Here is a 21,928-nt window from a genome sequence, read left to right on the forward strand (position 1 = left end):
CGGTCGCCATGTCATCCATGATTTCGAAAGAGCCGGAGCATCTCGCCGGGGAATCGTTTCCACGCCGCCACCAGGACATCGCCGGTCTCGCCAGCAACTCCCCGCGATGGCTTGGCAGAGGTGCGGTGGTGATGGCGACCCTGTGCCTGCTCTTCGCCTGGAGCTTCGTCGGGTCGCTGCTCATGGGCTTGCGGACACCGGTGACGACCCAGCCGCGCCTGGCCATGCTGTGGGCCGTCGTGGCAATGGCCATCGTCCTGGGTGGCTTCGTGATCGAGCTGCTTGTGCTGGCGCGGCCGGACGAGTGATCTTCGGCACGGCACGCTCCCCGGGCCGGCATCCCGGATGACGAGAGAGGCGGGGGCAGCGAACGGTGAGCCTGTCAGGCCCGATCCCGATGCACTGCTGGCCCTGGCGAAGCGGGAGCAACGGGGAAGGCTGAAAGTCTTCCTCGGTGCGGCGCCAGGCGTCGGCAAGACCTACGAGATGCTGACGGAAGCCCGCAGGCGTGCCCTGGGGGGTGCCGACGTGCTGGTCGGTCTGGTGGAAACCCATGGCCGTGCGGAGACAGCGGCCCAGCTCGCCGGGCTGGAAGTTCTGCCGCGCGCCAGTCTGCCCTATCGCGGCCAGATGTTGAGCGAGTTCGATCTGGACGCGGCACTCGCACGCCATCCCGCCATCCTGGTGCTCGACGAGTTGCCGCACAGCAATGCGCCCGGCAGCCGCCATCCGAAGCGTTGGCAGGATGTGGAAGAACTGCGGGCGGCCGGCATCGAGGTCTGGACCGCCATGAATGTCCAGCATCTCGAGAGCCTGTCGGAAACGGTGGCGCGCATCACCGGCGTGCGCGTGGCCGAGACGGTCCCGGACCATGTGCTGGCCGGCGCGGATGCGGTGGAGCTGATCGACATCCCGCCGGCCGAGTTGCTGGAGCGGATGCGGCAGGGCAAGGTCTATCGCGCTGACCAGACGGCGCGCGCCCTGAAGGGCTTCTTCCGCGAAGGCAACCTCGCAGCCTTGCGGGAGATGGCACTCCGCCGGACGGCCGAACGCGTGGATGCCGACGTCACGGGCTACATGCGGGCCAATGCCATCGCGGGCCCCTGGCCGGCAGGCGACCGGGTCATGGTCCTCGTGGGCGGTGGGCCGGAGGCCGAGACGGTGGTCCGGCAGGCCCGCCGCATAGCGGACGCATTGCGGGCGCCCCTGGTGGCCTTGCACATCGAACGATCGGGCAGGGCAGGAGGAGACCCGTCCCAGGCGCTGCGTCTGGCGGAGTCGCTCGGTGCCGAAACCGAGACGGTGGTCGAGACCGATCTGCCCCGTGCCATCCTGAGGGTGGCCCAATCGCGCAACGTCACGCATCTCGTTATCGGTCGTGGCCGGCCGTCGTTCTGGCGGCGCCTGACGGGGCGCACCTTCGCGACGATCCTGATGCGGCGCACCCCGGAATTCACGCTGCACCTTGTTCCAAGCCCTGCCGAGGCGGGTCGTCCGAAACCGGTCGCGGACCGGCGCGGCTACCCCGCCTGGCTCGGCTGGGCCAGCGTGGCCGTCGGCGTCCTGGCCGCGACAGGGATCGCCTTTGCCCTGGATGGCCGGGTGACCGAGGGGTCGCTCGGCATGGTCTACCTCGCCACCACGGTGGCCGCGGCGGTCGGGTTCGGCCCCCTGCACGGTTTCGCCACCGCGCTCCTGTCCTTCCTCCTCTGGAACTACCTTTTCATCGAACCGCGCTACACCTTGACCATCGACGGCCCCCAGGAAGTGCTCGGCGCCCTGGTCTTCGGCCTGGTGGCCCTGCTGCTCGCGGGGACGGCGGGACGGCTCGGGCGGACCGCCCGCACCGCCCAGGCCCGGGTCTTCGGGCTTCGGCGCCTGGTGGAGTTCAGCCGTCGTCTCGGTGCCCCCATGGACCGGGGCTCCCTGCTGTCCCTGATCGCGGAAGAGACCGGGCGGGTTTCCGGCTGCTCCTGTTGCGTCCTCGTGCCCCTTTCCGGGGAGGACCTGCCGGGTCTGGGCCTGCCGCGGGAGCGCAGGCCGGACGATACCGACCTGATCCTCCGGGCGGCGGTGCCGTCCACGGCCGAGCCCGACGACGCCTCCATGGCCGCCGCGCGCTGGGCCTACGCCAAGGGGAAGCCGACAGGGTGGGGGACGGATACGCTTCCGACGGCGCTCTGGCAGTTCCAGCCCTTGCCCAGCGGGCAGGGGATCGCGGGGGTGGTGGGAATCCGCTTCGCGGACCGCTCGGAACCGCTCGACAGCGAGAGGTCGCGAACCCTGACCGCGCTTCTCGACCAGGCGGCCATCGCGCTCGAACGGGCGGAGCTGACGGAGGACCGGGCGCGAAGCGCCATGCGGGCGGAAGCGGATGCATTGCGAACGACGCTGCTCACCTCGCTCGGCCACGACCTGCGCACGCCGCTGACCAGCATCAGGGGGTCGCTGGAAACGCTCCGGACGATGGGCGATGCACTTTCCCCGGCGGCCAGGGTGGATCTCATCCTCGCGGCCGAGGAGGAAACGGTGCGCCTCGGCCGCTTCACATCCAACATCCTCGACATGGTCCGGCTGGAAAGCGGGCAGGTTCCGCTGCGGCGCGAAGCGGTGGACCTGCCTTCCGCTCTGGAGGCTGCAGTGGCGCGGGCGGAACACGTGGTGGGGCGCAAGGTGGAGCGGCGCATCGCCGAGCACCTGCCGGAGCCCTCCCTGGACCCGGTCCTGTTCGACCAGATCCTTGGCAACCTGCTCGACAACGCGATGAAGTTCTCGGGCCCAGAGGGGCAGGTTGCCGTTGTCGCGCGGCGCCTCGGCGCGAATGTATCGATCTCCGTCGAGGATGACGGGCCCGGCATCCCGCGCGAGGATCTCGCGCGGATCTTCGATCCCTTCTTCCGTGCTTCGCGCACCGACCGGATCGTGGCCGGCAGCGGCCTGGGCCTTGCCATCGCACGGGGTTTGACCCAGGCCATGGGCGGAGCGATCCTGGCCGAGAGCCCCATTCAGGGCGGGCACGGCACACGCATCACGGTACGGTTTCCTGCATGATCAATTCTGCCCCCGATCTTTCCTCCCCCCGTATCCTGGTGATCGACGACGAGCCGCAGATCCATCGCTTCCTGGGGCCGGCACTCGCTGCATCTGGCTATGCGCCCCTGCAGGCGAAGAATGCAGCAACAGGGCTCCATCTCGCAGCCACGCAATCGCCGTCCGCCGTGCTGCTCGATCTCGGACTGCCTGATCTGGACGGGCAGGACGTGATTCCCAGACTCCGTGCCTTCAGCGCGGCACCGATTATCGTGTTGTCCGCTCGCGACGGGGAAATGGCCAAGGTGGCGGCCTTGGATGCCGGCGCGGACGATTTCGTCGAGAAGCCCTTCGCGCTCGCGGAGCTGCTCGCCCGTCTCCGGGCTTCACTTCGCCGTGCCACCGCAGCAGCCGGACACGAGGCGCTGACAGCGCTGATCCGTATCGGTCAGATCGAGATGGATCTCGCGACGAGGACGACGACGGTGAGCGGCACAGCCATCAAGCTAACGCCCCGTGAATGGGACCTGCTGGCTGCTCTGGCAAGGGCCGGGGCGGGCCGCGTGGTGACCCAGCGCCAGCTCCTTTCGGCGGTCTGGGGGCCAGGGCACGCCGAGAGCCCGCAGTATCTGCGCGTCTATATCGGACATCTGCGTCAGAAGCTCGGCGAGGCCGGCACGTTGATCCGGACGGAACCAGGTGTCGGCTACCGGCTGGGCCCCGCCGACTAGGCTCAGGATGCATTGATCCAAAAGAGGACGGTGGCGGCGAGGCAGATAGCCGAGAGGAAGGTACGGGTACAGCGGCCGTAGCGCACGGCGACGCGGTGCCGATCGTCGATGTGGCCGAACATGTTCTCGATGCGATGGCGCTGGCGGCAGAGTGCCTTGTCGTAGGGGATCGGGATCTTCCGGCTGCGGGTCGAGGGGATGCAGGGGGCGATGAGGGCCTTACGAAATCGGCTGCTGTCGTAACCCTTGTCGCCGAGCAGTTCCTTGGCTCGCAGCAGGTGAGGCCTCATCAGGACAGCGCTTAGGGTAAGGTGCATATGCGAGCCAGATGGTTGATGCCCCGGCTGCATGCGCGCCCTGGCAGCACGCAATAAAATTTCCAGACGCCTCCTGAAATGCCCGGTTATGGCCATCAACCACAGCCAGCGTTCCGTTCGCTCCGCGAAGCTCCCTGACGGACAGAGGGGGGCGGAGTTGCGTTGGCAAACTCCGCCCTCGGTTGCAGTGGCTGTCAGTCCGTACGAAAAACGCCTGCTATCAAGGGAACAGCCCTCGCATACGCTTGCCGTCCAACACCTTTTCGACCCCAATGGCCATCGCTGCCACGCGCTGGGAGATCCGCTCCCGGCGCACGCGCTCCTGCACCTGGTGAAAGGCCCGGTCGAGGATCTGATTGGCCCTGCTCTTCACCTCGTCCTCCTCCCAGAAGAGGCGCTGGATATCCTGCACCCACTCGAAATAGCTGACGATCACGCCACCCGAGTTGCAGAGGATGTCGGGCAGCACGAAGATGTCGTCGCGTTCCTCCAGCACGCGGTCCGCATCCGGGGTGGTCGGCCCGTTCGCGCCCTCTGCCAGGATGCGGCAGCGCAGCCGGCGCGCGACATCGGCATCGATCACCCGCTCCACCGCGGCCGGCACCAGGATGTCGCAGGGCTGCACCAGCAGCGCCGCCGGGTCGCAGGCCAGTTCGCTGGAGAAGCCGGCGAGCACCCCATGCGCCGCGACATGCCGCTCGATCGCCGTGAGATCCAGGCCGCGCGGATCGTGGTAGCACGCGGTGTGGTCGCTGACGCCCAGGATGCGGATGCCCATCCCGGCCAGCGTCAGCGCGGAGACGGAGCCGACATTGCCGTAGCCCTGTACGATGGCCGTCGCGCCACGGGGATCGATACCGAGCTGCTCCATCGCCCGTCCGACGAGATGCGCGACGCCGCGGCCGGTGGCTTCGCGCCGGCCGACCGTGCCGCCCACCGCGACCGGCTTGCCGGTCACCACCTCGGGTGTCGCCTGGCCCTGGTACATGGAGTAGGTGTCCATGAACCAGGCCATGACCTGCTCATTGGTACCCATATCGGGCGCGGGCACATCGGTCTGCGGCCCGACGAAGGGGATCATCTCCTGCATGTAGCGGCGCGAGAGCGCCTCCAGTTCACGCCGCGAAAGGGAATGCGGGTCGACCGCGATGCCCCCCTTGGCGCCGCCATAGGGCAGCCCGGCCAGGGCGCATTTCCAGCTCATCCAGATCGCCAGCGCCGCGACTTCGCCGAGATCGACATTGGCGGCATAGCGCGTGCCACCCTTGGTCGGACCGAAGGTCAGGTGGTGCTGGACGCGGTAGCCCTCGAAGACGGCGATGCTGCCATCGTCGCGATGGATCGGGCAGGCGACGGTGATCGCCCGCTTCGGCATCAGGATGCGCGGACGCTCGTGCTGCGGAATGCCGATATGGTCGGCGATGGTCTCGAACTGGCTGCGCGCCATCTCGAAGACGGGGCCGGAATAGGTGGACATGCTGTCGCCTCTGATGCGGTTTGCGCTTCGTTGCCGGGGCGGTGGCTCAGTGCCTGATCTCGGCGAGGAACTTCCGGGCGCGCTCCGAGCGGGGCGCGGAGAAGAACCCGGCCGGGCTGCCGGTCTCGATGATCTCGCCGTGGTCCATGAACCAGACCTCGCTCGCCACCTCGCGCGCGAAGCCCATCTCGTGGGTGACGCAGATCATCGTCATGCCCTCGGCGGCCAGCGACTGCATCACCTGCAGCACCTCGCCGACCATCTCCGGATCGAGCGCCGAGGTGGGCTCATCGAACAGCATCACCGGAGGCTTCATGGCGAGCGCCCGCGCGATGGCGACGCGCTGCTGCTGCCCGCCCGAAAGGTGGTGCGGGTAGCGGTCGATCCGCGCCGCGAGGCCAACCCGGGTGAGGAGCGCGCGGGCCTGTTCGCGCGCCTCGTGCCAGGAGAGGCCGAGGATGCGGACCGGCGCGATCGCCACGTTGTCGAGCACGCTGAGATGCGGGAACAGGTTGAACTGCTGGAAGACGAAGCCGATATGGCTGCGGATCCGGTTGATTTCCCGGCCCTTCGCGGCATGCACGTCCTCGCCGTTGACCAGGATCTGGCCGTCGCCGATCGGTTCCAGCCGGTTGATCGTGCGGATCAGCGTGGACTTGCCGGAGCCCGAGGGACCACAGACGACGACCACCGAACCAGGCGCGACCTCCGCGCTGACCGACTTCAGGGCGTGGTACTGGCCGTACCACTTGTTGACCTTGCGGAGCGTGATCATGCCGGTTGCACCTTCAGGGCGGGAGCGTTGCGCTGCCTCGCGACGCGCCGCTCCAGGAAGCGGGCGGCCGAGGTCAGGGTGAAGCAGACCAGGAAGTAGATCGCTGCCAGGATCAGGAAGACCTCGAAGGGCCGGGTCAGGAGCTGGCTGTTGATCTGGTTGGCGGCGAAGGTCAGCTCCTGCACCGCGATGATGTAGCCGAGCGAGGTTTCCTTGATGGTCGAGACGAACTGGCTGACCATGCTCGGCAGCATGGTGTGGTAGACCTGCGGCAGCACGATGTCGCGCGTGATGCGGCCGTAGCCGAAGCCGAGCGCCTTCGCCGCCTCGACCTGTCCCTTCGGCAGCGACTGGATGCCGGCGCGGATGATCTCCGAGAGATAGGTGCTCTCGTAGAGGATCAGCGCGACCAGGAGCGTCCAGAAGCCCGGGATTGCCTGGCCGGTCAGCGCCGGCAGGGCGAAATAGGCCCAGAACACCGCCATGACCGGCGGCAGGCCGCGCACGACATAGACCAGCGCCGTGGCCGGCCAGTACAGCAGCGCGATGCCGCTCGTCCGCGCCAGCGCGATCAGCGTGCCGAGGACGAAGGCCGCGGCGATGGCGCTGACTGCCAGGATCAGGGTCATCGCCAGCCCGCCGAGCGGGCCGTTCGGGTACTGGCCGATCAGCAGCAGCACCCAGTTGTCGCGAAGGATGTCGAGCATGCTCACCGCCGCAGGAAGTCGAGGCGGCGGCCGATCATCGCGCCGGCGCCCATGATGACGAAGGAGACGGCGAGGTAGATCGCGGTCGCGACGCCGAAGGCGGCGAAGGTGCGGAAGGTCAGGCTCTCGATCTCGCGCGTCCGGTAGGTCAGCTCGGCCACGCCGATGGCCATGGCGAGGCTGGTGTTCTTGAACAGCAGCAGCGCCTGGTTCACGAGGCCGGGTGCTGCCACGCGGAAGACCTGCGGCATGATGATCCTCTGCATCAGGTCGGGATAGGTCATGCCGAGCGACTGCGCCGCCTCGTACTGCCCCTTCGGAACCGCGCGCAGGCCACTGCGCAGATCTTCGGAGATATAGGCTGCCATGCAGAGGCCGATGGCGATGCCGGCGAAGGCGAACTCGCTGCCGCGCTCGTTGATCCAGTCCGCCACCGTGTCGGGCAGCAGCGCGGCGATGCCGAAGTACCAGAACAGGATATGTACCAGCATCGGCACGTTGCGCTGGAACTCGACATAGGCGGTGACCGCGGCTTCCGCGCCGCGTCCTCCCGCCACGCGGATGACGGCGAGCAGCGTGCCGAGGCCGAAGGCGATGGCTCCGGCGAAGATGGTCAGGGCCAGCGTCGTCGCGAGCCCCATCCAGACCCAGGTGCCGCCATCCGCGGATACGATGCTGAGCATGTCGAGCATCTGGCCCATCCTCCCTCTTTCGCCCTGTTACGGCCCGGTCAGCCGCGCGGCTCGATCCGGAACTCGCGGGTCATGTGATAGGCCGAGCCGGCGCCGAGCCAGCGATCGAAGATCGAAGCCGCCTCGCCCGACTGCTCCATTCCCGTCAGCGCCTCGTTGACGGCGGCGAGCAGCCGTGCCTCGCCGCGCCGCACGCCGATGCCCCAGGGCTCGCGCATCAGCGAAGGTTCGAGGATGGTCAGCGTCCCATCCGGCAACTGGGCGCGGAAGCGGACCAGCATGATCTCGGAAGCGGCGAAGGCGACGACACGCCGCTGCTGCAGCGCCAGGAAGGCGGAGGGCGCGTCCTGGAACGTCACCGTCTGGGCGGTGGGCACGCTCTCGCGCACCGCCAGCTCCGAGGTGGAGCCTTTGATGGTGCTGACGCGCCGACCACCCACATCATTTGCGACCCGGATGCTGTCGCCGGCGCGGGCCAGCAGCTTCTGCTGGCCCACATAGTAGAAGTGGCTATAGTCGATCTGCTGCGCGCGTTCCGGCGTATAGCCGAGATTGGCCGCCACCACATCCACCCGGCCCTGCGAAAGCTCCGGGATGCGGGCCTCCACCGCCAGCAGCTTCAGCTCCAGCTTCACGCCCAGATGCTCGGCGATACGCCGGCAGAAATCGACATCGTAGCCAATGGTCTGCCGCGTCGCGGGATCCTGGAAGCTGAAGGGCTCGGCTGTGCCCAATGTGGCGCAGACCAGTGTGCCGCGCTGGCGGATGTCATCCAACTGGTCGGCTCGGGCGGCGGAGACACCAAGGACAAGCAAGGCAGTCAAAGCCACGGTGGCGAAGCGCATGGATCGGTTCCTCGTGACGGGGTGGGGTATCGGGGGAGGCAGGCCCCGCAGGCAGCGGGGCCTGCCTCTCGTTCAGCGCAGGCTCTCGCAGGCGCGCCGGATGCGGTCGCAGCCTTCCTTGATCTCGTCCATCGAGGTGGCGAAGGAGATGCGGAGATAGGGGCTGAGGCCATAGGAGCTGCCATCGACCACGGCGACCCCGGCCTCTCGCAGCAGAAAGAGCCCGATCTCGACATCGCTGCCCAGCACCGCGCCGTCCTGCGTGCGCCGGCCGATCAGGCCACCGACATTCGGATAGACGTAGAAGGCGCCGCTTGGCGTGCGGCAGGTGATGCCGGGGATCCCGTTCAGGAGCGCCACGATGCGGTCGCGGCGCTCCTGGTAGAGAGCATTCGCCTCGCGCACCATACCCTGGTCGCCGGTCAGCGCGGCCACGGCCGCCGCCTGGCTCACCGCCGAGGGGCAGGAGGTGCTCTGCGAGATCAGGTTGACGATGGTCCGCACCAGCGCCGCCGGCCCGGTAGCGTAGCCGATGCGCCAGCCGGTCATGGCATAGGCTTTGGAGACGCCATTGATCGTCAGGGTCCGGCCGGCCAGTGCCGGTGCCACGGCGGCGAAGGAATCCATGGTGGCGCCGTCGTAGATGAAGTGCTCGTAGATCTCGTCCGTCATCACCAGCACCTGCGGATGACCGGCGAGCACCTCAGCGAGCGCCGCCATCTCCGCACGGGAATAGACGGCGCCGCTCGGGTTGTTGGGCGAATTCAGCACCAGCCACTTCGTTCGCGGCGTGATGGCGCCACGAAGCTGCTCCGGCGTCAGCTTGAAGTCATTCGCTTCAGCGCAATCCACGAAGACCGGCACGCCCCCGTTCATCACGGCCATGTCCGGATAGGAGACCCAGTACGGCGCCGGCACCACCACCTCGTCGCCATCGTCCAGCGTCGCGGCGAAGGCGGTCGCGATCAGCTGCTTCGCGCCGCTGCCGACGACGATGCGGTCCGCCGGCACGTCCAGCCCGTTCTCGCGGCCGAACTTGGCGGCGATGGCGTCGCGCAGCGCCTGGGTGCCGGCCGGGGCCGTGTAGCGCGTCTCGCCCTTGCGCGCCGCGGCGAAGGCGGCCTCAGTGATGTGGGCGGGGGTGTTGAAATCCGGCTCGCCCAGTGTGAAGTCAACGATGCTGCGACCTTCGGCACGCAGCTTGAGGACCAGGGCACGCGCGGCCATACTGGGCGAGGGCTTGATGGCCGCCGGACGGCGGGCGATGGTGATGTCGGTCATGGTGTCTGGTGCCTTCCTCAGACCTGGATGCCCATCTGGCCGAGCAGGCCGTGCAGCCAGCTCTGGCGCTCGGCGCCACCTTCGATCTCGGCCATGATGGCCTGCTCGGCGCGCAGCTTCGCCTGTGCTGCAGCAATCGTATCGGCGAGGCGGTCTGGCGCGATGAAGACGAGCCCGTCCTCGTCGCCCACGACGATGTCGCCGGGACGAACCACCTGACCGCCGATGCTGACCGGCAGGTTCAGGAAGGCGGGGCCGGACTTGTACGGGCCGCGATGGACGACGCCGCGCGCGTAGCAAGGGAAATCGCCGTTGGCGAAGCTGGCGACGTCACGGATGGCGCCATCGACCACGAAGCCGGCGCAGCCGCGCGAGACGGCGTAGGCGCGCATCAGGTCGCCGCAGATGGCGTTGTTGAGATCGCCCCCCGCATCGACGACGATCACATGGCCCTGCTGCATCAGCGCCAGGGCCTGATACATGCCGAGGTTGTCGCCCGGACGCGAGCGGACGGTCAGTGCCGTGCCCACCAGCATCCCCTGGCGATGATACTTGTTGAGGCCGGTCGCGCCGACGAGGCGATCCATGTTGTCGCTGAGCAACGGTGTGGCGAGAGCACGGAGAGCAGCGTCCTCCGCCGGCGTCAGGGTAGGCGGCAGGATCGGCTGGAAAGTGGTCGTGGCTGGCATGGCGGTACCTCCGATGTCCGGGAGATGCCACAGCGGGAATTCAGAAAAAAAGGATTTGATCTACTGTTAGGTCATTCCTTTAGGGAATGGTATGGACCAGCGGTCGTCTCATGCAGGGGAGTGCCCAGGACATGCCCACCATCAAGCAACTGGAAGCGTTGCGCTGGATCGTGGCGCTGGGCAGCTTCGAGAAGGCAGCGGAGCGCCTGCACACCACGCAGTCCGCCATCTCGAAGCGGATCCAGGAGCTGGAAGCCGAGCTTCGCACGCCGGTTTTCGACCGGGCGCAGCGTAGCTCGCGCCTGACGGCGAAGGGCGAGGCCATCATGACGCTGGCCGAGGAGCTGCTATCGGTGCGCGACCGCATCCTCGCCGTTGGCACCAGCCGTGCCATCGCGATGCGGCAGTTGCGTTTCGGAGTGACCGAATTGACGGCCATGACCTGGCTTCCTGCCTTCGTCAGCGAGCTGCGCGCCTCCTATCCCAACATCGCACTGGAGCCGGAGGTGGAGATGAGCGCCGACCTCGTGGAATCCCTTCGGAAGGGCAGCCTCGACTTCATTATCGTCCCGGACACCTTCTGGACGCCTGGCCTGCGGCGCGTGCCGCTGATCAATGTGCAGAATGCCTGGATGTGTAGCCCAGAGCTGTTTCACGACCGTCGCATGCTACCGCTGCGCGAGCTGGCCCGCTTCAATATCCTGACGCAAGGGCGACGCTCCGGTTCGGGCTTGGTCTTCGGCAAATGGCTCGAGGAGAACGGTGTCGAGTTCCCGCGTCTGCTGACCAGCAACAGTCTCATGGCCATGGTGGGCCTGACCCTGGCGGCGGTAGGGGTCAGCTACCTGCCGCAGAGTTGCTTCGGTGGCTTGGTGGAACAGGGTAGGCTGTGGGTCATCTCGACTGACCCGCCGCTCCCCGCAGTCACCTACGCGTTAATGTTTCGCGGAACGGAATCCAGCAACGTCGTCGATTCCCTGGCGAACATCGCAAGGTCGACCTGCAATTTCTCGGACCCCATCCGCTGGGCTTGAGCACCGCCCAGGCGACAGGAGTGTCACGCCGGCACGGCCTGGACCCACTGCCTTCGGTAAATTATATTCCTAAAAGCGATAATTCAACATGATGATAAATCTCTTTTAATACTGAATGCTCTGTCTTCTGATACGCGCTGATGACGCGAGGAATTGTGATGAGGGCCACGCATACCGCTTCGGTTTCGGAACGCCTGGACCGGCTTCCGATCCTGCCGTTCCACAAGAGGATCCTGCTGCTGGTGGGCGCCGGCCTGTTCTTCGACGCCTTCGACATCTACCTCGCCAATTCGGTCCTGGGCTCGATTGTCCAGAGCGGCTGGTCGACCGTCGAGAAGAATGCCGCCTTCCTGTCCGCCACGGCCTTCGGCATGCTGATTGGTTCGTTGATGGCGGGCATGCTCGGCGACCGCTACGGCCGGAAGTTCACCTACCAGTTCAACCTCCTCGTCTTCGGCCTTTCCTCGCTGCTCTGTGCGGTGATGCCGAACATGGAGCTGCTGATCGGTGCGCGCTTCCTCACCGGGATCGGTCTGGGCGCCGAGCTGGTGATTGGTTACGGCCTGCTCAGCGAGTTCGTCCCGCCGGCCTGGCGTGGCCGCTGGGCGGCGCTGCTCTCCTGCATTGCGCAGTTCGGTCTCTTCGCCGCCACTCTGATGAGTTGGATCGTGATCCCCACCCTGGGTTGGCGTGCCATGTTCGTCATCGCCGGGATTGGTGGCCTGATCGTTTTCATCGCCCGCAAGAACATTCCGGAATCGCCGCGCTGGCTGGAAAGGAATGGCCGACAGGCCGAGGCCGACGCGATTGTGGCCCGGATCGAGGCCGAGGCACCGGCCGCCGCCGCCGCCATGCCGGCGCCACAGCCGGCCGTCAGCCCCGGTGCGGCCGGGATCGGCCCGCTCGATCCGCGCTTCCGCCGGCCGCTCGTGATCGGCGCGATCACGCAGATCGTGCAGAGCGCCGCGATCTATGGCTTCATCGCCCTGCTGCCCACCTTCCTCGCTCGCCAGGGCATCCCGATCAACCAGTCGCTGGGCCAGTCGGTGCTGATGACCCTGGGCGGTCCGGCCGGTGCCATCCTCGCCTACTTCCTCAGCGACCGCATCGGGCGCAAGCCGGCGATCGTCGGTGGCTCGCTGCTCGCCGCCATCATCGGTCCGTGCTTCGCCCTGGTGGAATCCCAGGTCGTGGCGACCGCGCTCGGCTTCGTCATGTTCAGCCTCGTCTACTTCCTGGTCTCGGTGATCCAGGCCGGCTACCTTCCGGAGCTGTTCCCGACCCAGGTCCGCATGCGGCTGACGAGCTGGGCCGTGACCGCGGGGCGTCTCGCCTCGATCGGCATCCCCTTCGCCTCCGTGTTCCTGGTGCAGGCCGGCGGCATGCTGGCGGTGGTGAGCGGCGTGGCCGTGCTGCTGGTCATCCAGGCCGTGACGATCGGCCTGCTCGCGGTGGAGACCGGCAGCAGGAGCCTGGAGGCGATCGAGGCGGAAGAGGTAGGCGGAAGCGTGGCCAGCCGCTGAGCGGGCCGCCAGAGCCCCCCAAAGGGAGGGATGGCCGGGCGGGCTGGCCCCGCCGGGCAATCCCGTTCCGCCATCCCCGGGGCAGTGCCCCGCCAAGACATCCGAGCGAGAGTGCGATGGACATCGATGAGATCAAGACGCTGATCCGCCTCGTGAGCGAGGCGCCCATCGCCGAGCTGGAATACCGAGAGGGCGAGACCAGCGTCAGGATCGTCAGGCACGGTGTGGCATCGGCCGGGGAGGCCCCGCCTCCGGCGGCCGGAGCAGCGGCCGATCCCGCCCCCGTCGTCGCCGGCGGCGCATCACCGGGCGGGGTGGATGGCGCGGAGACCGCGCCGCATCGCTGCGCGGCGCCGCTGCCCGGACTCTTCTACCGACGCGCCGGCCCCACGGAGCCGCCCTTCGCGGAAGTGGGAGCGGCCGTGGCGGCCGGCCAAACCCTCGGTCTCATCGAGGCAATGAAGATGCTGACACCGGTCAAGGCGCCGGCGGACGGCGTGGTCCTGCGGATCCTCGCCGAGAATGGCGCGATGGTGGACGAGGGCGCGCCGCTCTTCGAGATCGGCTGAGGGCGCATCCATGAGTAATGGCGGAGCAGTGGGCGGCGGGACGGATGGCATGCTGAAACGGGTACTGATCGCGAACCGTGGCGAGATCGCGCTGCGCATCCAGCGGGCCTGCCGCCTGCTCGGCATCGAATCCGTCCAGGTCTTCTCCGAGGCCGACCGCGAAGCCCCCTATGTCGCGACCGCCAACCGGGCGCTCTGCATCGGGCCGGCGGCGGCCGCGCACAGCTATCTCAGCATCGACCGGCTGCTGCTGGCCGCGGAACTGACCGGCGCCGACGCTGTGCATCCGGGCTACGGGTTCCTTTCCGAGAATGCCGGCTTCGCCCGTGCCCTGGAGGAAGCAGGCCTGGTCTTCGTCGGCCCGCCCGCCGCGGCCATCGAGACGATGGGCGACAAGATCGCCGCCAAGCGGGCGATGCGCGCCGCCGGGGTGCCGTGCGTGCCGGGCGTGGACGGCGCCCTGCCGGCCGACGACGCGGCCTGCCGCCGCATCGCCGCGGAAATCGGCTATCCCGTCATCATCAAGGCGGCCGGCGGCGGTGGCGGCCGCGGCATGCGGATCGTCGAGGCGCCCGATCGGCTGGTCGAGGCCGTCGCCACGACACGGGAGGAGGCCGCCCGGGCCTTCGGCAACCCCGACGTCTACATGGAGAAGTTCCTCCAAGCCCCCCGCCATGTGGAGATCCAGGTGCTGGCGGACGCGCATGGCAACGCGGTCTGGCTCGGCGAGCGCGACTGCTCGCTGCAACGGCGGCACCAGAAGGTCGTGGAGGAAGCGCCGGCGCCGGGCATCCCCCGCGCGCTGATCGAGGAGGTGGGCGCGCGCTGCGCTGCCGCCTGCCTCGACATCGGCTATCGCGGCGCCGGCACCTTCGAGTTCCTCTACGAGGGCGGCGCCTTCTACTTCATCGAGATGAACACGCGTGTCCAGGTCGAGCATCCCGTCACCGAGATGGTGACGGGGATCGACATCGTCGCCTGGCAGCTCCGTATCGCCTCGGGTCTGCCGCTCGGCTTCACCCAGGCCGAGATCCGGCGCAGCGGCCATGCCATCGAGTGCCGGATCAACGCCGAGGACCCCTTCACCTTCCGCCCCTGCCCGGGGCGGATCCTCCGCTGGCGGGCACCCGGCGGCCCCGGCATCCGCGTCGAGACGCATGTCGAGAGCGGCTACTCGGTGCAGCCCTACTATGACTCGATGATCGCCAAGGTGATCGCCCACGGCGCCGATCGGGAAGAAGCCATGGCGCGCCTTCGCGCCGCCCTGGCCGAGACGCGGGTCGAAGGCATCGCCACCAATATCGCGCTCCACGAGGCGATCCTGGCGGAACCCGGCTTCCGCCAGGGTGGCGTCGGCATCCATCACCTGGAGCACTGGCTGAAGGAGCGCGACCATGGCTGAGGCTCTTCCCCCGCTTCACACCAGTTGGCTGGGCGAAGGCGCCGTGCTCTGCCAGTCCGACCCCGCACCGCTGGATACGGCCTTGCAGGAGCGGTTCTGGACCCTGGCGCGGGAGGTCGTCCGCCTCCCCTTCGTGCGCGAGGCGGTTCCGGGAATGAACAACCTCCTGCTGGTGATCGACCCCTGTAGCGATGGCGAGGCGGCTGTGGCGGCGATCCGGCACTGCTGGGCCAGCGCCGGCCGCAGTGCCGTGACGGGCAAGGAGGTGACGATCCCCGTACGCTACGGCGGCACGTCCGGATACGACCTGGCGCATGTCGCCGCCGTGACGGGGCTCTCGCCCGAGGAGGTGGCGCGACGGCATAGCGCCGGCCGCTATGTCGTCTATGCCCTCGGCAGCCAGCCGGGCTTCGGCTACCTCGCCGGCCTCGATCCCGCCCTCGTCGTGCCGCGCCGCGATGTGCCGCGTGTGCGGGTGGAAAGCGGGTCCGTGGTCATCGGCGGCGCGCAGACGGGCGTCATCTCCCGCACCTCGCCCTCCGGCTGGCATGTGATCGGAACGACCGACCTGCCCTTCTTCGATCCCGGGGGCGACCCGCCGGCCCTGCTCGCACCGGGCGACATGATCCGCTTCACGATCGAGAGCCTCGCGCCATGACCGCAGGAACCACCGCGGCAGCCGCGATCGAGATCTTCTCGCCCGGCCCGCTGGCCTCGGTGCAGGATCTCGGCCGCCAGGGCTTCCTGTCCCTGGGCGTCGGGCGCTCCGGCGCGATGGATCCCCTGGCGCTGGCCATCGCCAACCGGTTGACCGGGAACGAGGCCGGGACCGCCGGCATCGAGTTCACCCTCGGCGGCTTCGAACTGCGTTTCGGCGTGGATACGGTCTTCGCCCTCGCTGGCGCCGATTGCGCGGCGACGCTCGACGGCTGGGCCGTGCCGCCGATGTGGTGCATGACCGCGCGGGCGGGACAGGTCCTGCGGGGTGGCGCCCCGCGCATCGGCATGCGCAGCTACCTGGCAGTCTCCGGCGGCTTCGACCTCGCGCCGGTTCTCGGCTCCGCGAGCACGGATCTCAAGGGCGGCTTCGGCGGCTGGGAAGGCCGCGCCCTCCAACCGGGCGACCGGGTGCCGCTGCGGGCCCGGGGGCAGGCCGCGCCAGCCTGCGACTGGGGCCTGGCAACGGAGAGCCTGGAGGAACTGTGCGGGCCGGCGGATGCGCCGATCCGCCTCGTCGCGGCGGCGGAGCATGATCTCTTCGACGAGGCGGCGCGGCAGGCCCTGGTCGAGGCCGAATGGACGGTCCAGCCGGACAGCAACCGCGTCGGCTACCGGCTGGCCGGGCCGGGCCTGACACCCACGCGCCGGATCGAGATGCTGTCGCACGGCATCCTGCCCGGCACCATCCAGGTGCCGCCCTCCGGCCAGCCGGTCATCCAGCTCAGCGACGCCAATACCTGCGGCGGCTATCCGAAGATCGCCGCCGTGATCGGCGCGGATCTCTGGCGTCTCGGCCAGGCCCGGCTGGGCGGCACGCTGCGCTTCACGGTGGTGGAGCGGGAGGCGGCCGTCACGGCCCTGCGCCGGCAGGTGCTGGCCGCTGAGCGGCTTTTCGCCCGGCTCGACCGGGTCAGGCGGAGCATGGCGTGACGCCGCCGCACGGAACGGAACAGGAGGAGGCGTTGCATGGTTGAGGTGAAGGATATCGCCGGGCTGGCGCGCTTCGCGGCGGCCCATGGGATTGGTGAACTGGTGGTCGAGGCAAGGGGCCGCCGCATCGACCTCCGGCTCATGCCATCCCTGCCTGGACCGGTCGCGGCAGAGCCACGTGGCCGGTCGGCCGCGATGGCGGTCGCGTCGCCCTCCATGGGCACCTTCCGGACCGGGCCGGACACGCCCACCCCCGGCACGGCCGTCACCCGGGGCGCGATCCTGGGCCAGATCCAGCTCGGCCCGGCCCTGCTGGCCGTGCGGTCGCCAGCCGACGGCATCCTGCGGGACGCAGGCATTCCCGATGGGGCGCTGGTGGGCCATGGCGACCGGCTCTTCGAGATCGAACCGCTGGCGGAGACCACACCATGAAGATCGACATCAATTCGGATCTCGGCGAAGGCTTCGGCATCTACAGCGCGGCCGATGACGCCGGCATCCTGGCCCTGGTCTCCTCGGCGAACATCGCCTGCGGCTTCCACGCCGGCGATCCGGTGATCATGGACAGGACCGTCCGCCTCGCGCTGGAACGCGGCGCGGATGTGGGCGCCCATATCGGCTATGCCGACCGCCAGGGCTTTGGACGCCGGCCCATGAGCATCGACGTCCGCGAGCTGGAGATGATGACGCTCTACCAGCTCGGCGCGCTGCGGGCGATCGCGGAGGCGGCGGGGCACCGGCTGACGCATGCCAATTTCCATGGCGCCCTCGGCAACCTCTCCTTCGTCGATGCAGAGGTGGCCGAGGTGCTGCTACGGGCCGTCCGGATCTTCGACCGCGACCTGATCTTCCTGGGCCTGCCAGGTACGGAGGCCGAGAAGGCCGCGGAGCGGCATGGCCTCCGGGTTGTGCGATCCTTCCTGGCGGATCGCGCCTATGACCGGCAGGGCCTGCTGGTGTCCCGGTCGGTGCCTGGTTCGGTGGTGAAGGATCCCAGCAGGATCCATGACCGGATCACCAGGCTGCTCGGCGACGGCACCCTAGAAACCATCGATGGCGGGGTGCTGCGGATGTCGGTAGATTCCATCCTGGTGCACAGCGACACGCCGGGCGCCGTGCAGCTCGGCGAGACGATACGATCCGCGATCCTGGCAGCAGGGGCGCAGATCACCCCTCTGTCCAGGCTCTGACTGTCTGGTCGTGAAACCTCCTTTGCCGCTTCAACGACGAGGCATGAGCGGACGCTCTCCTGGCATCAAGGGCCGGTCACCCGAACGGTGTCCTTTTGCAATGCAAGAAATCGCCATGAAATATATGTATAGGGGAGTGAAGTTTACCCGTTGGTCGGAACAATTATATAAAATATACTTACTTTATTTCGTCAGGTTGATTTAGTTTTTCTTATATTTACTGAGTGGTATTTTCAGGAGCGTCCTGGTGACGCCGTGGATCGGCGCGGAATGAGGGTAGGGGTCGCGACGCGGATGCGCTCGCCCGTCGAGCCCTGCATCATCAGCTCAAGTGCAGCACTCGCGATCTGATCGAAAGGAACGCGCACCGTGGTCAGTGGGGTGGGAAGCCGGCTGACGATCGGGATGTCGTTGTAGCCGACCAGCGAGACGTCATCGGGCACGGAGAGGCCGAGCCGAGACAGCGCGGACAAGGCGCCGATGGCCGTGTTGTCGTTGACCGCGAAAATTCCCGTGGGCGGTTTCGCGAGCCCCATCAGCCTTTCGGTGGCCTCCGCGCCGGAATCGATCCCGAAAGTCGATTCGGACACCAGAAGCCGATCTTCCGGCAGGCCCGCTTCCCGCAGGGCCTGACGATAGCCGTCCAGACGGCCAAGGCTGCTCGACGCATAGTGCGGGCCCGCGATGATGCCGATGCGGCGGTGGCCGAGATCGATGAGGTGCCGCGTGGCGAGATAGCCTCCGAGCCGGTCGTCGCCGACCGATGCCAGGCTCCGCCCGTCGCTGCGCAGGGCCAGGACGCAAGGCACGCCGCGCTCCGCCAGTTCCTGCGCGAAATCGTCCCCTTCCCGCGCGGTGGAGAGAACAAGCCCGTCCACGCCCCGCTGCAGGAGGGCCTGGGCGGCGGCACGGTCAGCCTGGGGCTCGTCATCGGTCGTTGCCACGATCGCGAAGCGGCCGGAGCGGGTGCAGGCCCGGGCCAGTGCCTCGTAGAGCATGGCCATTACCGTGTCTGTGAGGCGCGGGACGATGACGCCGATCGTGTTGGTCTGGCCCCGGCGGAGGCTCGCCGCCGAGACGTCGCGGATGTAGCCGAGCTGGGCTGCCACCTGACGGACCTTCCGGGCTGTCTCGTTCTCCGAGCGGGGAAGGCGCTCGTCCAAGATGCGGGAGACGGTGGACTTCGACACTCCCGCCGCCGCAGCCACATCGAGGATCGTGACACGTCCGGGCCGCTCCTGGGTCTCATCGTCCTGGATCATGCTCAGCCTCTCGAGCCACGTCGGGTTCCCTTCATTTATCGGTTGACAGGAACGGCCGCGCAAGATCATCTATGGGAACGTTCCCGGTAACGATCCTTGCAAACGTCATGAACAAGGATCGGCAGCTCTGGGTACGTCCCGCCTCAACACCTTCAGGGAAGGAATCAGGTCATGGCCATCGACTGGAAGGGGCTGAACCCCGCCCCCGTAACGCTGTTCAAGGACAATGGCGACGTCGACTTCAAGGCGAACGCCCGGCTCGCCCAGTGGCTGGCCTCGATCCCCGGCGTGAAGAGCCTCGTCATCCTCGGCCATGCCGGCGAAGGCACTTTCCTCACCCACGACGAACAACTGGAGCTGATCCGGGTTTACAAGGATGCGACGCCGCTTCCCGTGGTGGCCGGCATCACCGGGGAAGGCACCAAGGTCGCGGAGATCGAGGCGCAGAAGAAGTTCGATGTCGGCGCGTCGGCCGCTCTGGTCTATCCGAACCATGGCTGGCTGCGCTTCGGCTACCAGAAGGGCGCCCCACAGGACCGCTACAAGGCGATTGCCCAGTCCGGCCTGGAATGCATCCTGTTCCAGTACCCAGCCGCGACCAAGGCGAACTACGACCTCGACACTCAACTCGAGATCGCCGCCATCCCGGGCGTCACCGCCACCAAGAATGGCGTGCGCGACATGAAGCGCTGGTACAACGAGATCCCGGCCCTGAAGAACGCCTTCCCGGACCTGGCCATCATGTCCTGCCACGACGAATGGCTGTTGCCGACCATGTTCGACGTCGACGGCCTGCTGGTCGGCTACGGCAACATGGCGCCGGAGCTGCTCATCGAGTACCTGGAGGCCGGCAAGGCCCAGGACTACAGGCTCGCGCGCAAGTACCACGAGCAGCTCCTGCCCATCACCCGGGCCGTCTATCACCGCGGCTCGCACATGGAGGGCTCGGTGGCGCTCAAGCATGCGCTGCGCGCCCGCGGGCTGATCGACAACGTCAATGTGCGCGAGCCCCTGAAGCCGCTGGGGGACGCCGCCGACGTGGAGATCCGCGCCGCCGTCAGGGCCTCCGGCCTGACCGTAGTGGAAGAGGCGCTGGCCGCCTGATCCGGCTGCCATAGGCAGACGCTTCCCCGATACGGGGAACAGGCCCTGATCCCGCTCCTGACGGAGCGGGATCGAGGGCAGGCTCCGATCATCGCCTCCGGCGCCCCGAAGACAGCCGGCCATAACAAGAAGAACCAGGGCCAATCCAGGGAGAAGACATATGCTTATGCAGGCCGATCCACAGTTGATCGACCGTACGGCGGCAAAGACGATGGACGGCCCCGCCGACATCAGTGCCCGCCTCGAGCGCCTACCCATCACGCGCAAGGTCTTCTGGACCCGCAACATCGTCGGCGCGGCGACCTTCTTCGATGGCTACACGGTCCTGGCGATCGCCTACGCCATGCCCGTGCTGGTGCGCGAATGGAGCCTGACGCCCCAGCAGGTCGGCCTGATCCTCGCCGCGGGCTATCTCGGCCAGTTGATCGGCGCGGTGCTTTTCGGCGGCTTGGCGGAGCGCTATGGCCGGCTGCGCATCCTCTTCTTCACCATCGTCCTCTTCGTTGCGATGGACCTCGCCTGTCTCTTCGCCTGGGGCGCCTGGTCGATGATCCTGTTCCGCTTCGTGCAGGGCATTGGGACCGGCGGCGAAGTGCCGGTGGCGAGTGCCTATATCAACGAATACATCGGCTCCAAGGGACGCGGACGCTTCTTCCTGCTCTACGAGGTGATGTTCCTGATGGGCCTGGTGGGGGCGGGCGCGATCGGCTACTTCCTGGTTCCGGTCTATGGTTGGCGGGCGATGTTCATCATCGGCCTGGTGCCGTCCCTGGTCATGCTTCCCTTGCGCTTCTTCATGTCGGAGTCACCGCGCTGGCTGGCTTCGAAGGGCCGCTACGAGGAAGCCGACCGCATCGTCTCCTCGCTGGAGGAAAGCGCGCGGCGGCGCGGGCAGGAACTGCCGCCGCCTGTCCCTGTCGTGGCGCCGGTGCGCAAGGCTTCGGCGGAAGGCTGGCGGGAGCTGTTCCAGGGCATCTACCTGAAGCGCACCCTGATGATCTGGGCGCTTTGGTTCTGCGCCTATATCGTGGCCAACGGCACGATCACCTGGTTGCCCACGCTGTACCGCGAAACCTTCCAGTTGCCTCTCCAGACCAGCCTCGGCTACGGCTTCCTGACCTCCTTTGCCGGCGTGGTCGCGGCGGTCATCTGCGCCCTGCTGATCGATAAGGTGGGACGCAAGCGCTGGTACATCATGGCCTTCGTGGGAGGGGCGGTGCCGCTCCTGGCGCTCTTCGCGATCGGCGCCACGTCCGCACTCGAGGTTCTCATCCTGGCCGGTCTCGCCTATGCCTGTGTCCAGACGATTACCTTCTCGCTCTACCTGTACTCCGCGGAACTCTATCCGACGCGGTTGCGGGCGATCGGCACGGGCCTGGGCAGTGCCTGGCTCCGGCTCGGTTCCTCGGCGGGGCCGGTGCTGGCGGGCATGATCATCGGCGGACTCGGCATCCAGTATGTCTTCGCGGTCTTCGCCGCGGTCCTCCTGGTCGGTGCTTTCATCATGATGGCCCTGGGGATCGAGACCAAGGGTCGCGTGTTGGAAGAGTTGTCGCCCTAGCCGATCGATACGTTTTCCCTTGGATGGCATGACGCAGGAACTACCGCGCGGAGGCTTCCAGCCTCCGCGTTCCGTGCACGGACCCGGAC

22 protein-coding genes are annotated in these 21,928 nt (G+C 67.7%); 13 read left to right on the forward strand and 9 right to left on the reverse strand.

The window, feature by feature from the left end:
* The first annotated feature begins 8 nt into the window (after positions 1 to 8).
* Genes RGI145_RS22210 through RGI145_RS22220 form a run of 3 tightly spaced genes read left to right on the forward strand, consistent with a single transcriptional unit; the run spans position 9 to position 3,761 of the window.
* On the forward strand, positions 9 to 308 hold the full coding sequence (locus RGI145_RS22210; RefSeq protein WP_075800681.1) for a hypothetical protein: 300 nt from the start codon (positions 9 to 11) through the stop codon (positions 306 to 308).
* Between the two features lie 37 nt (positions 309 to 345).
* Positions 346 to 3,051 carry a sensor histidine kinase gene (locus RGI145_RS22215; RefSeq protein WP_075800682.1) on the forward strand — a complete coding sequence of 902 codons (2,706 nt, stop codon included), beginning with the start codon at positions 346 to 348 and terminating at the stop codon, positions 3,049 to 3,051.
* The gene (locus RGI145_RS22220; RefSeq protein WP_075800683.1) at positions 3,048 to 3,761 is read left to right on the forward strand and encodes a response regulator; all 714 of its coding nucleotides are present in this window, start codon (positions 3,048 to 3,050) and stop codon (positions 3,759 to 3,761) included. Before RGI145_RS22215 ends, RGI145_RS22220 begins: the two co-directional genes overlap by 4 nt.
* A gap of 2 nt (positions 3,762 to 3,763) precedes the next feature.
* Here RGI145_RS22220 and RGI145_RS22225 read toward each other — a convergent pair whose 3' ends face one another.
* From RGI145_RS22225 to RGI145_RS22260, 8 genes are all read right to left on the reverse strand, one after another.
* Positions 3,764 to 4,051, reverse strand: coding sequence for a transposase (locus tag RGI145_RS22225; protein ID WP_167668402.1), 288 nt, complete (start codon positions 4,049 to 4,051; stop codon positions 3,764 to 3,766).
* A gap of 247 nt (positions 4,052 to 4,298) precedes the next feature.
* Positions 4,299 to 5,555 carry a Glu/Leu/Phe/Val family dehydrogenase gene (locus tag RGI145_RS22230; RefSeq protein WP_075800685.1) on the reverse strand — a complete coding sequence of 419 codons (1,257 nt, stop codon included), beginning with the start codon at positions 5,553 to 5,555 and terminating at the stop codon, positions 4,299 to 4,301.
* Positions 5,556 to 5,601: 46 nt separating this feature from the next.
* Positions 5,602 to 6,330 (reverse strand): amino acid ABC transporter ATP-binding protein, encoded by a 729-nt coding sequence (locus tag RGI145_RS22235; protein ID WP_075800686.1) that lies wholly within the window; start codon positions 6,328 to 6,330, stop codon positions 5,602 to 5,604.
* Positions 6,327 to 7,037 (reverse strand): amino acid ABC transporter permease, encoded by a 711-nt coding sequence (locus RGI145_RS22240; protein WP_075800687.1) that lies wholly within the window; start codon positions 7,035 to 7,037, stop codon positions 6,327 to 6,329. The genes RGI145_RS22235 and RGI145_RS22240 overlap by 4 nt, the downstream gene beginning before the upstream one ends.
* Before the next feature lie 2 nt (positions 7,038 to 7,039).
* On the reverse strand, positions 7,040 to 7,729 hold the full coding sequence (locus RGI145_RS22245) for an amino acid ABC transporter permease (RefSeq protein ID WP_208864024.1): 690 nt from the start codon (positions 7,727 to 7,729) through the stop codon (positions 7,040 to 7,042).
* Between the two features lie 38 nt (positions 7,730 to 7,767).
* Positions 7,768 to 8,574 carry an ABC transporter substrate-binding protein gene (locus tag RGI145_RS22250; protein WP_075800689.1) on the reverse strand — a complete coding sequence of 269 codons (807 nt, stop codon included), beginning with the start codon at positions 8,572 to 8,574 and terminating at the stop codon, positions 7,768 to 7,770.
* A gap of 72 nt (positions 8,575 to 8,646) precedes the next feature.
* On the reverse strand, positions 8,647 to 9,855 hold the full coding sequence (locus RGI145_RS22255; protein WP_075800690.1) for an aminotransferase class I/II-fold pyridoxal phosphate-dependent enzyme: 1,209 nt from the start codon (positions 9,853 to 9,855) through the stop codon (positions 8,647 to 8,649).
* 17 nt (positions 9,856 to 9,872) lie between these two features.
* Positions 9,873 to 10,544: an RraA family protein gene (locus tag RGI145_RS22260; RefSeq protein ID WP_075800691.1), complete on the reverse strand. Its 672-nt coding sequence runs from the start codon at positions 10,542 to 10,544 to the stop codon at positions 9,873 to 9,875.
* A 131-nt stretch (positions 10,545 to 10,675) separates the two neighbouring features.
* Between RGI145_RS22260 and RGI145_RS22265 the strand changes: the two genes are divergently transcribed.
* From RGI145_RS22265 to RGI145_RS22300, 8 genes are all read left to right on the forward strand, one after another.
* Entirely contained in the window at positions 10,676 to 11,578 is a 903-nt protein-coding gene (locus tag RGI145_RS22265; RefSeq protein ID WP_075800813.1) for a LysR family transcriptional regulator, read from the forward strand.
* 158 nt (positions 11,579 to 11,736) lie between these two features.
* Positions 11,737 to 13,101, forward strand: a complete 1,365-nt coding sequence (locus tag RGI145_RS22270; RefSeq protein ID WP_075800692.1) for an MFS transporter — start codon at positions 11,737 to 11,739, stop codon at positions 13,099 to 13,101.
* A 116-nt stretch (positions 13,102 to 13,217) separates the two neighbouring features.
* Positions 13,218 to 13,670 (forward strand): acetyl-CoA carboxylase biotin carboxyl carrier protein, encoded by a 453-nt coding sequence (locus RGI145_RS22275; protein ID WP_075800693.1) that lies wholly within the window; start codon positions 13,218 to 13,220, stop codon positions 13,668 to 13,670.
* A 49-nt stretch (positions 13,671 to 13,719) separates the two neighbouring features.
* On the forward strand, positions 13,720 to 15,072 hold the full coding sequence (accC, locus tag RGI145_RS22280) for an acetyl-CoA carboxylase biotin carboxylase subunit (RefSeq protein WP_075800694.1): 1,353 nt from the start codon (positions 13,720 to 13,722) through the stop codon (positions 15,070 to 15,072).
* Positions 15,065 to 15,730 carry a 5-oxoprolinase subunit PxpB gene (gene pxpB / locus RGI145_RS22285; RefSeq protein WP_075800695.1) on the forward strand — a complete coding sequence of 222 codons (666 nt, stop codon included), beginning with the start codon at positions 15,065 to 15,067 and terminating at the stop codon, positions 15,728 to 15,730. The genes accC and pxpB overlap by 8 nt, the downstream gene beginning before the upstream one ends.
* Positions 15,727 to 16,722: a 5-oxoprolinase subunit C family protein gene (locus RGI145_RS22290; protein ID WP_075800696.1), complete on the forward strand. Its 996-nt coding sequence runs from the start codon at positions 15,727 to 15,729 to the stop codon at positions 16,720 to 16,722. The genes pxpB and RGI145_RS22290 overlap by 4 nt, the downstream gene beginning before the upstream one ends.
* 36 nt (positions 16,723 to 16,758) lie before the next feature.
* The gene (locus RGI145_RS22295) at positions 16,759 to 17,154 is read left to right on the forward strand and encodes a hypothetical protein (RefSeq protein WP_075800697.1); all 396 of its coding nucleotides are present in this window, start codon (positions 16,759 to 16,761) and stop codon (positions 17,152 to 17,154) included.
* Entirely contained in the window at positions 17,151 to 17,912 is a 762-nt protein-coding gene (locus RGI145_RS22300; RefSeq protein ID WP_075800698.1) for a LamB/YcsF family protein, read from the forward strand. Before RGI145_RS22295 ends, RGI145_RS22300 begins: the two co-directional genes overlap by 4 nt.
* 233 nt (positions 17,913 to 18,145) lie before the next feature.
* Here the strand turns inward: RGI145_RS22300 and RGI145_RS22305 are convergent, their stop codons facing one another.
* A complete protein-coding gene (locus tag RGI145_RS22305; RefSeq protein ID WP_075800699.1) occupies positions 18,146 to 19,174 on the reverse strand; it encodes a LacI family DNA-binding transcriptional regulator in 1,029 nt (342 codons plus the stop codon).
* Between the two features lie 171 nt (positions 19,175 to 19,345).
* Between RGI145_RS22305 and RGI145_RS22310 the strand changes: the two genes are divergently transcribed.
* Positions 19,346 to 20,278: a dihydrodipicolinate synthase family protein gene (locus RGI145_RS22310; protein ID WP_075800700.1), complete on the forward strand. Its 933-nt coding sequence runs from the start codon at positions 19,346 to 19,348 to the stop codon at positions 20,276 to 20,278.
* A gap of 160 nt (positions 20,279 to 20,438) precedes the next feature.
* On the forward strand, positions 20,439 to 21,839 hold the full coding sequence (locus RGI145_RS22315) for an MFS transporter (protein ID WP_208864025.1): 1,401 nt from the start codon (positions 20,439 to 20,441) through the stop codon (positions 21,837 to 21,839).
* Positions 21,840 to 21,928: the final 89 nt, after the last annotated feature.

Origin of the sequence: Roseomonas gilardii, from assembly GCF_001941945.1 — a bacterium.
Lineage (GTDB): Bacteria > Pseudomonadota > Alphaproteobacteria > Acetobacterales > Acetobacteraceae > Roseomonas.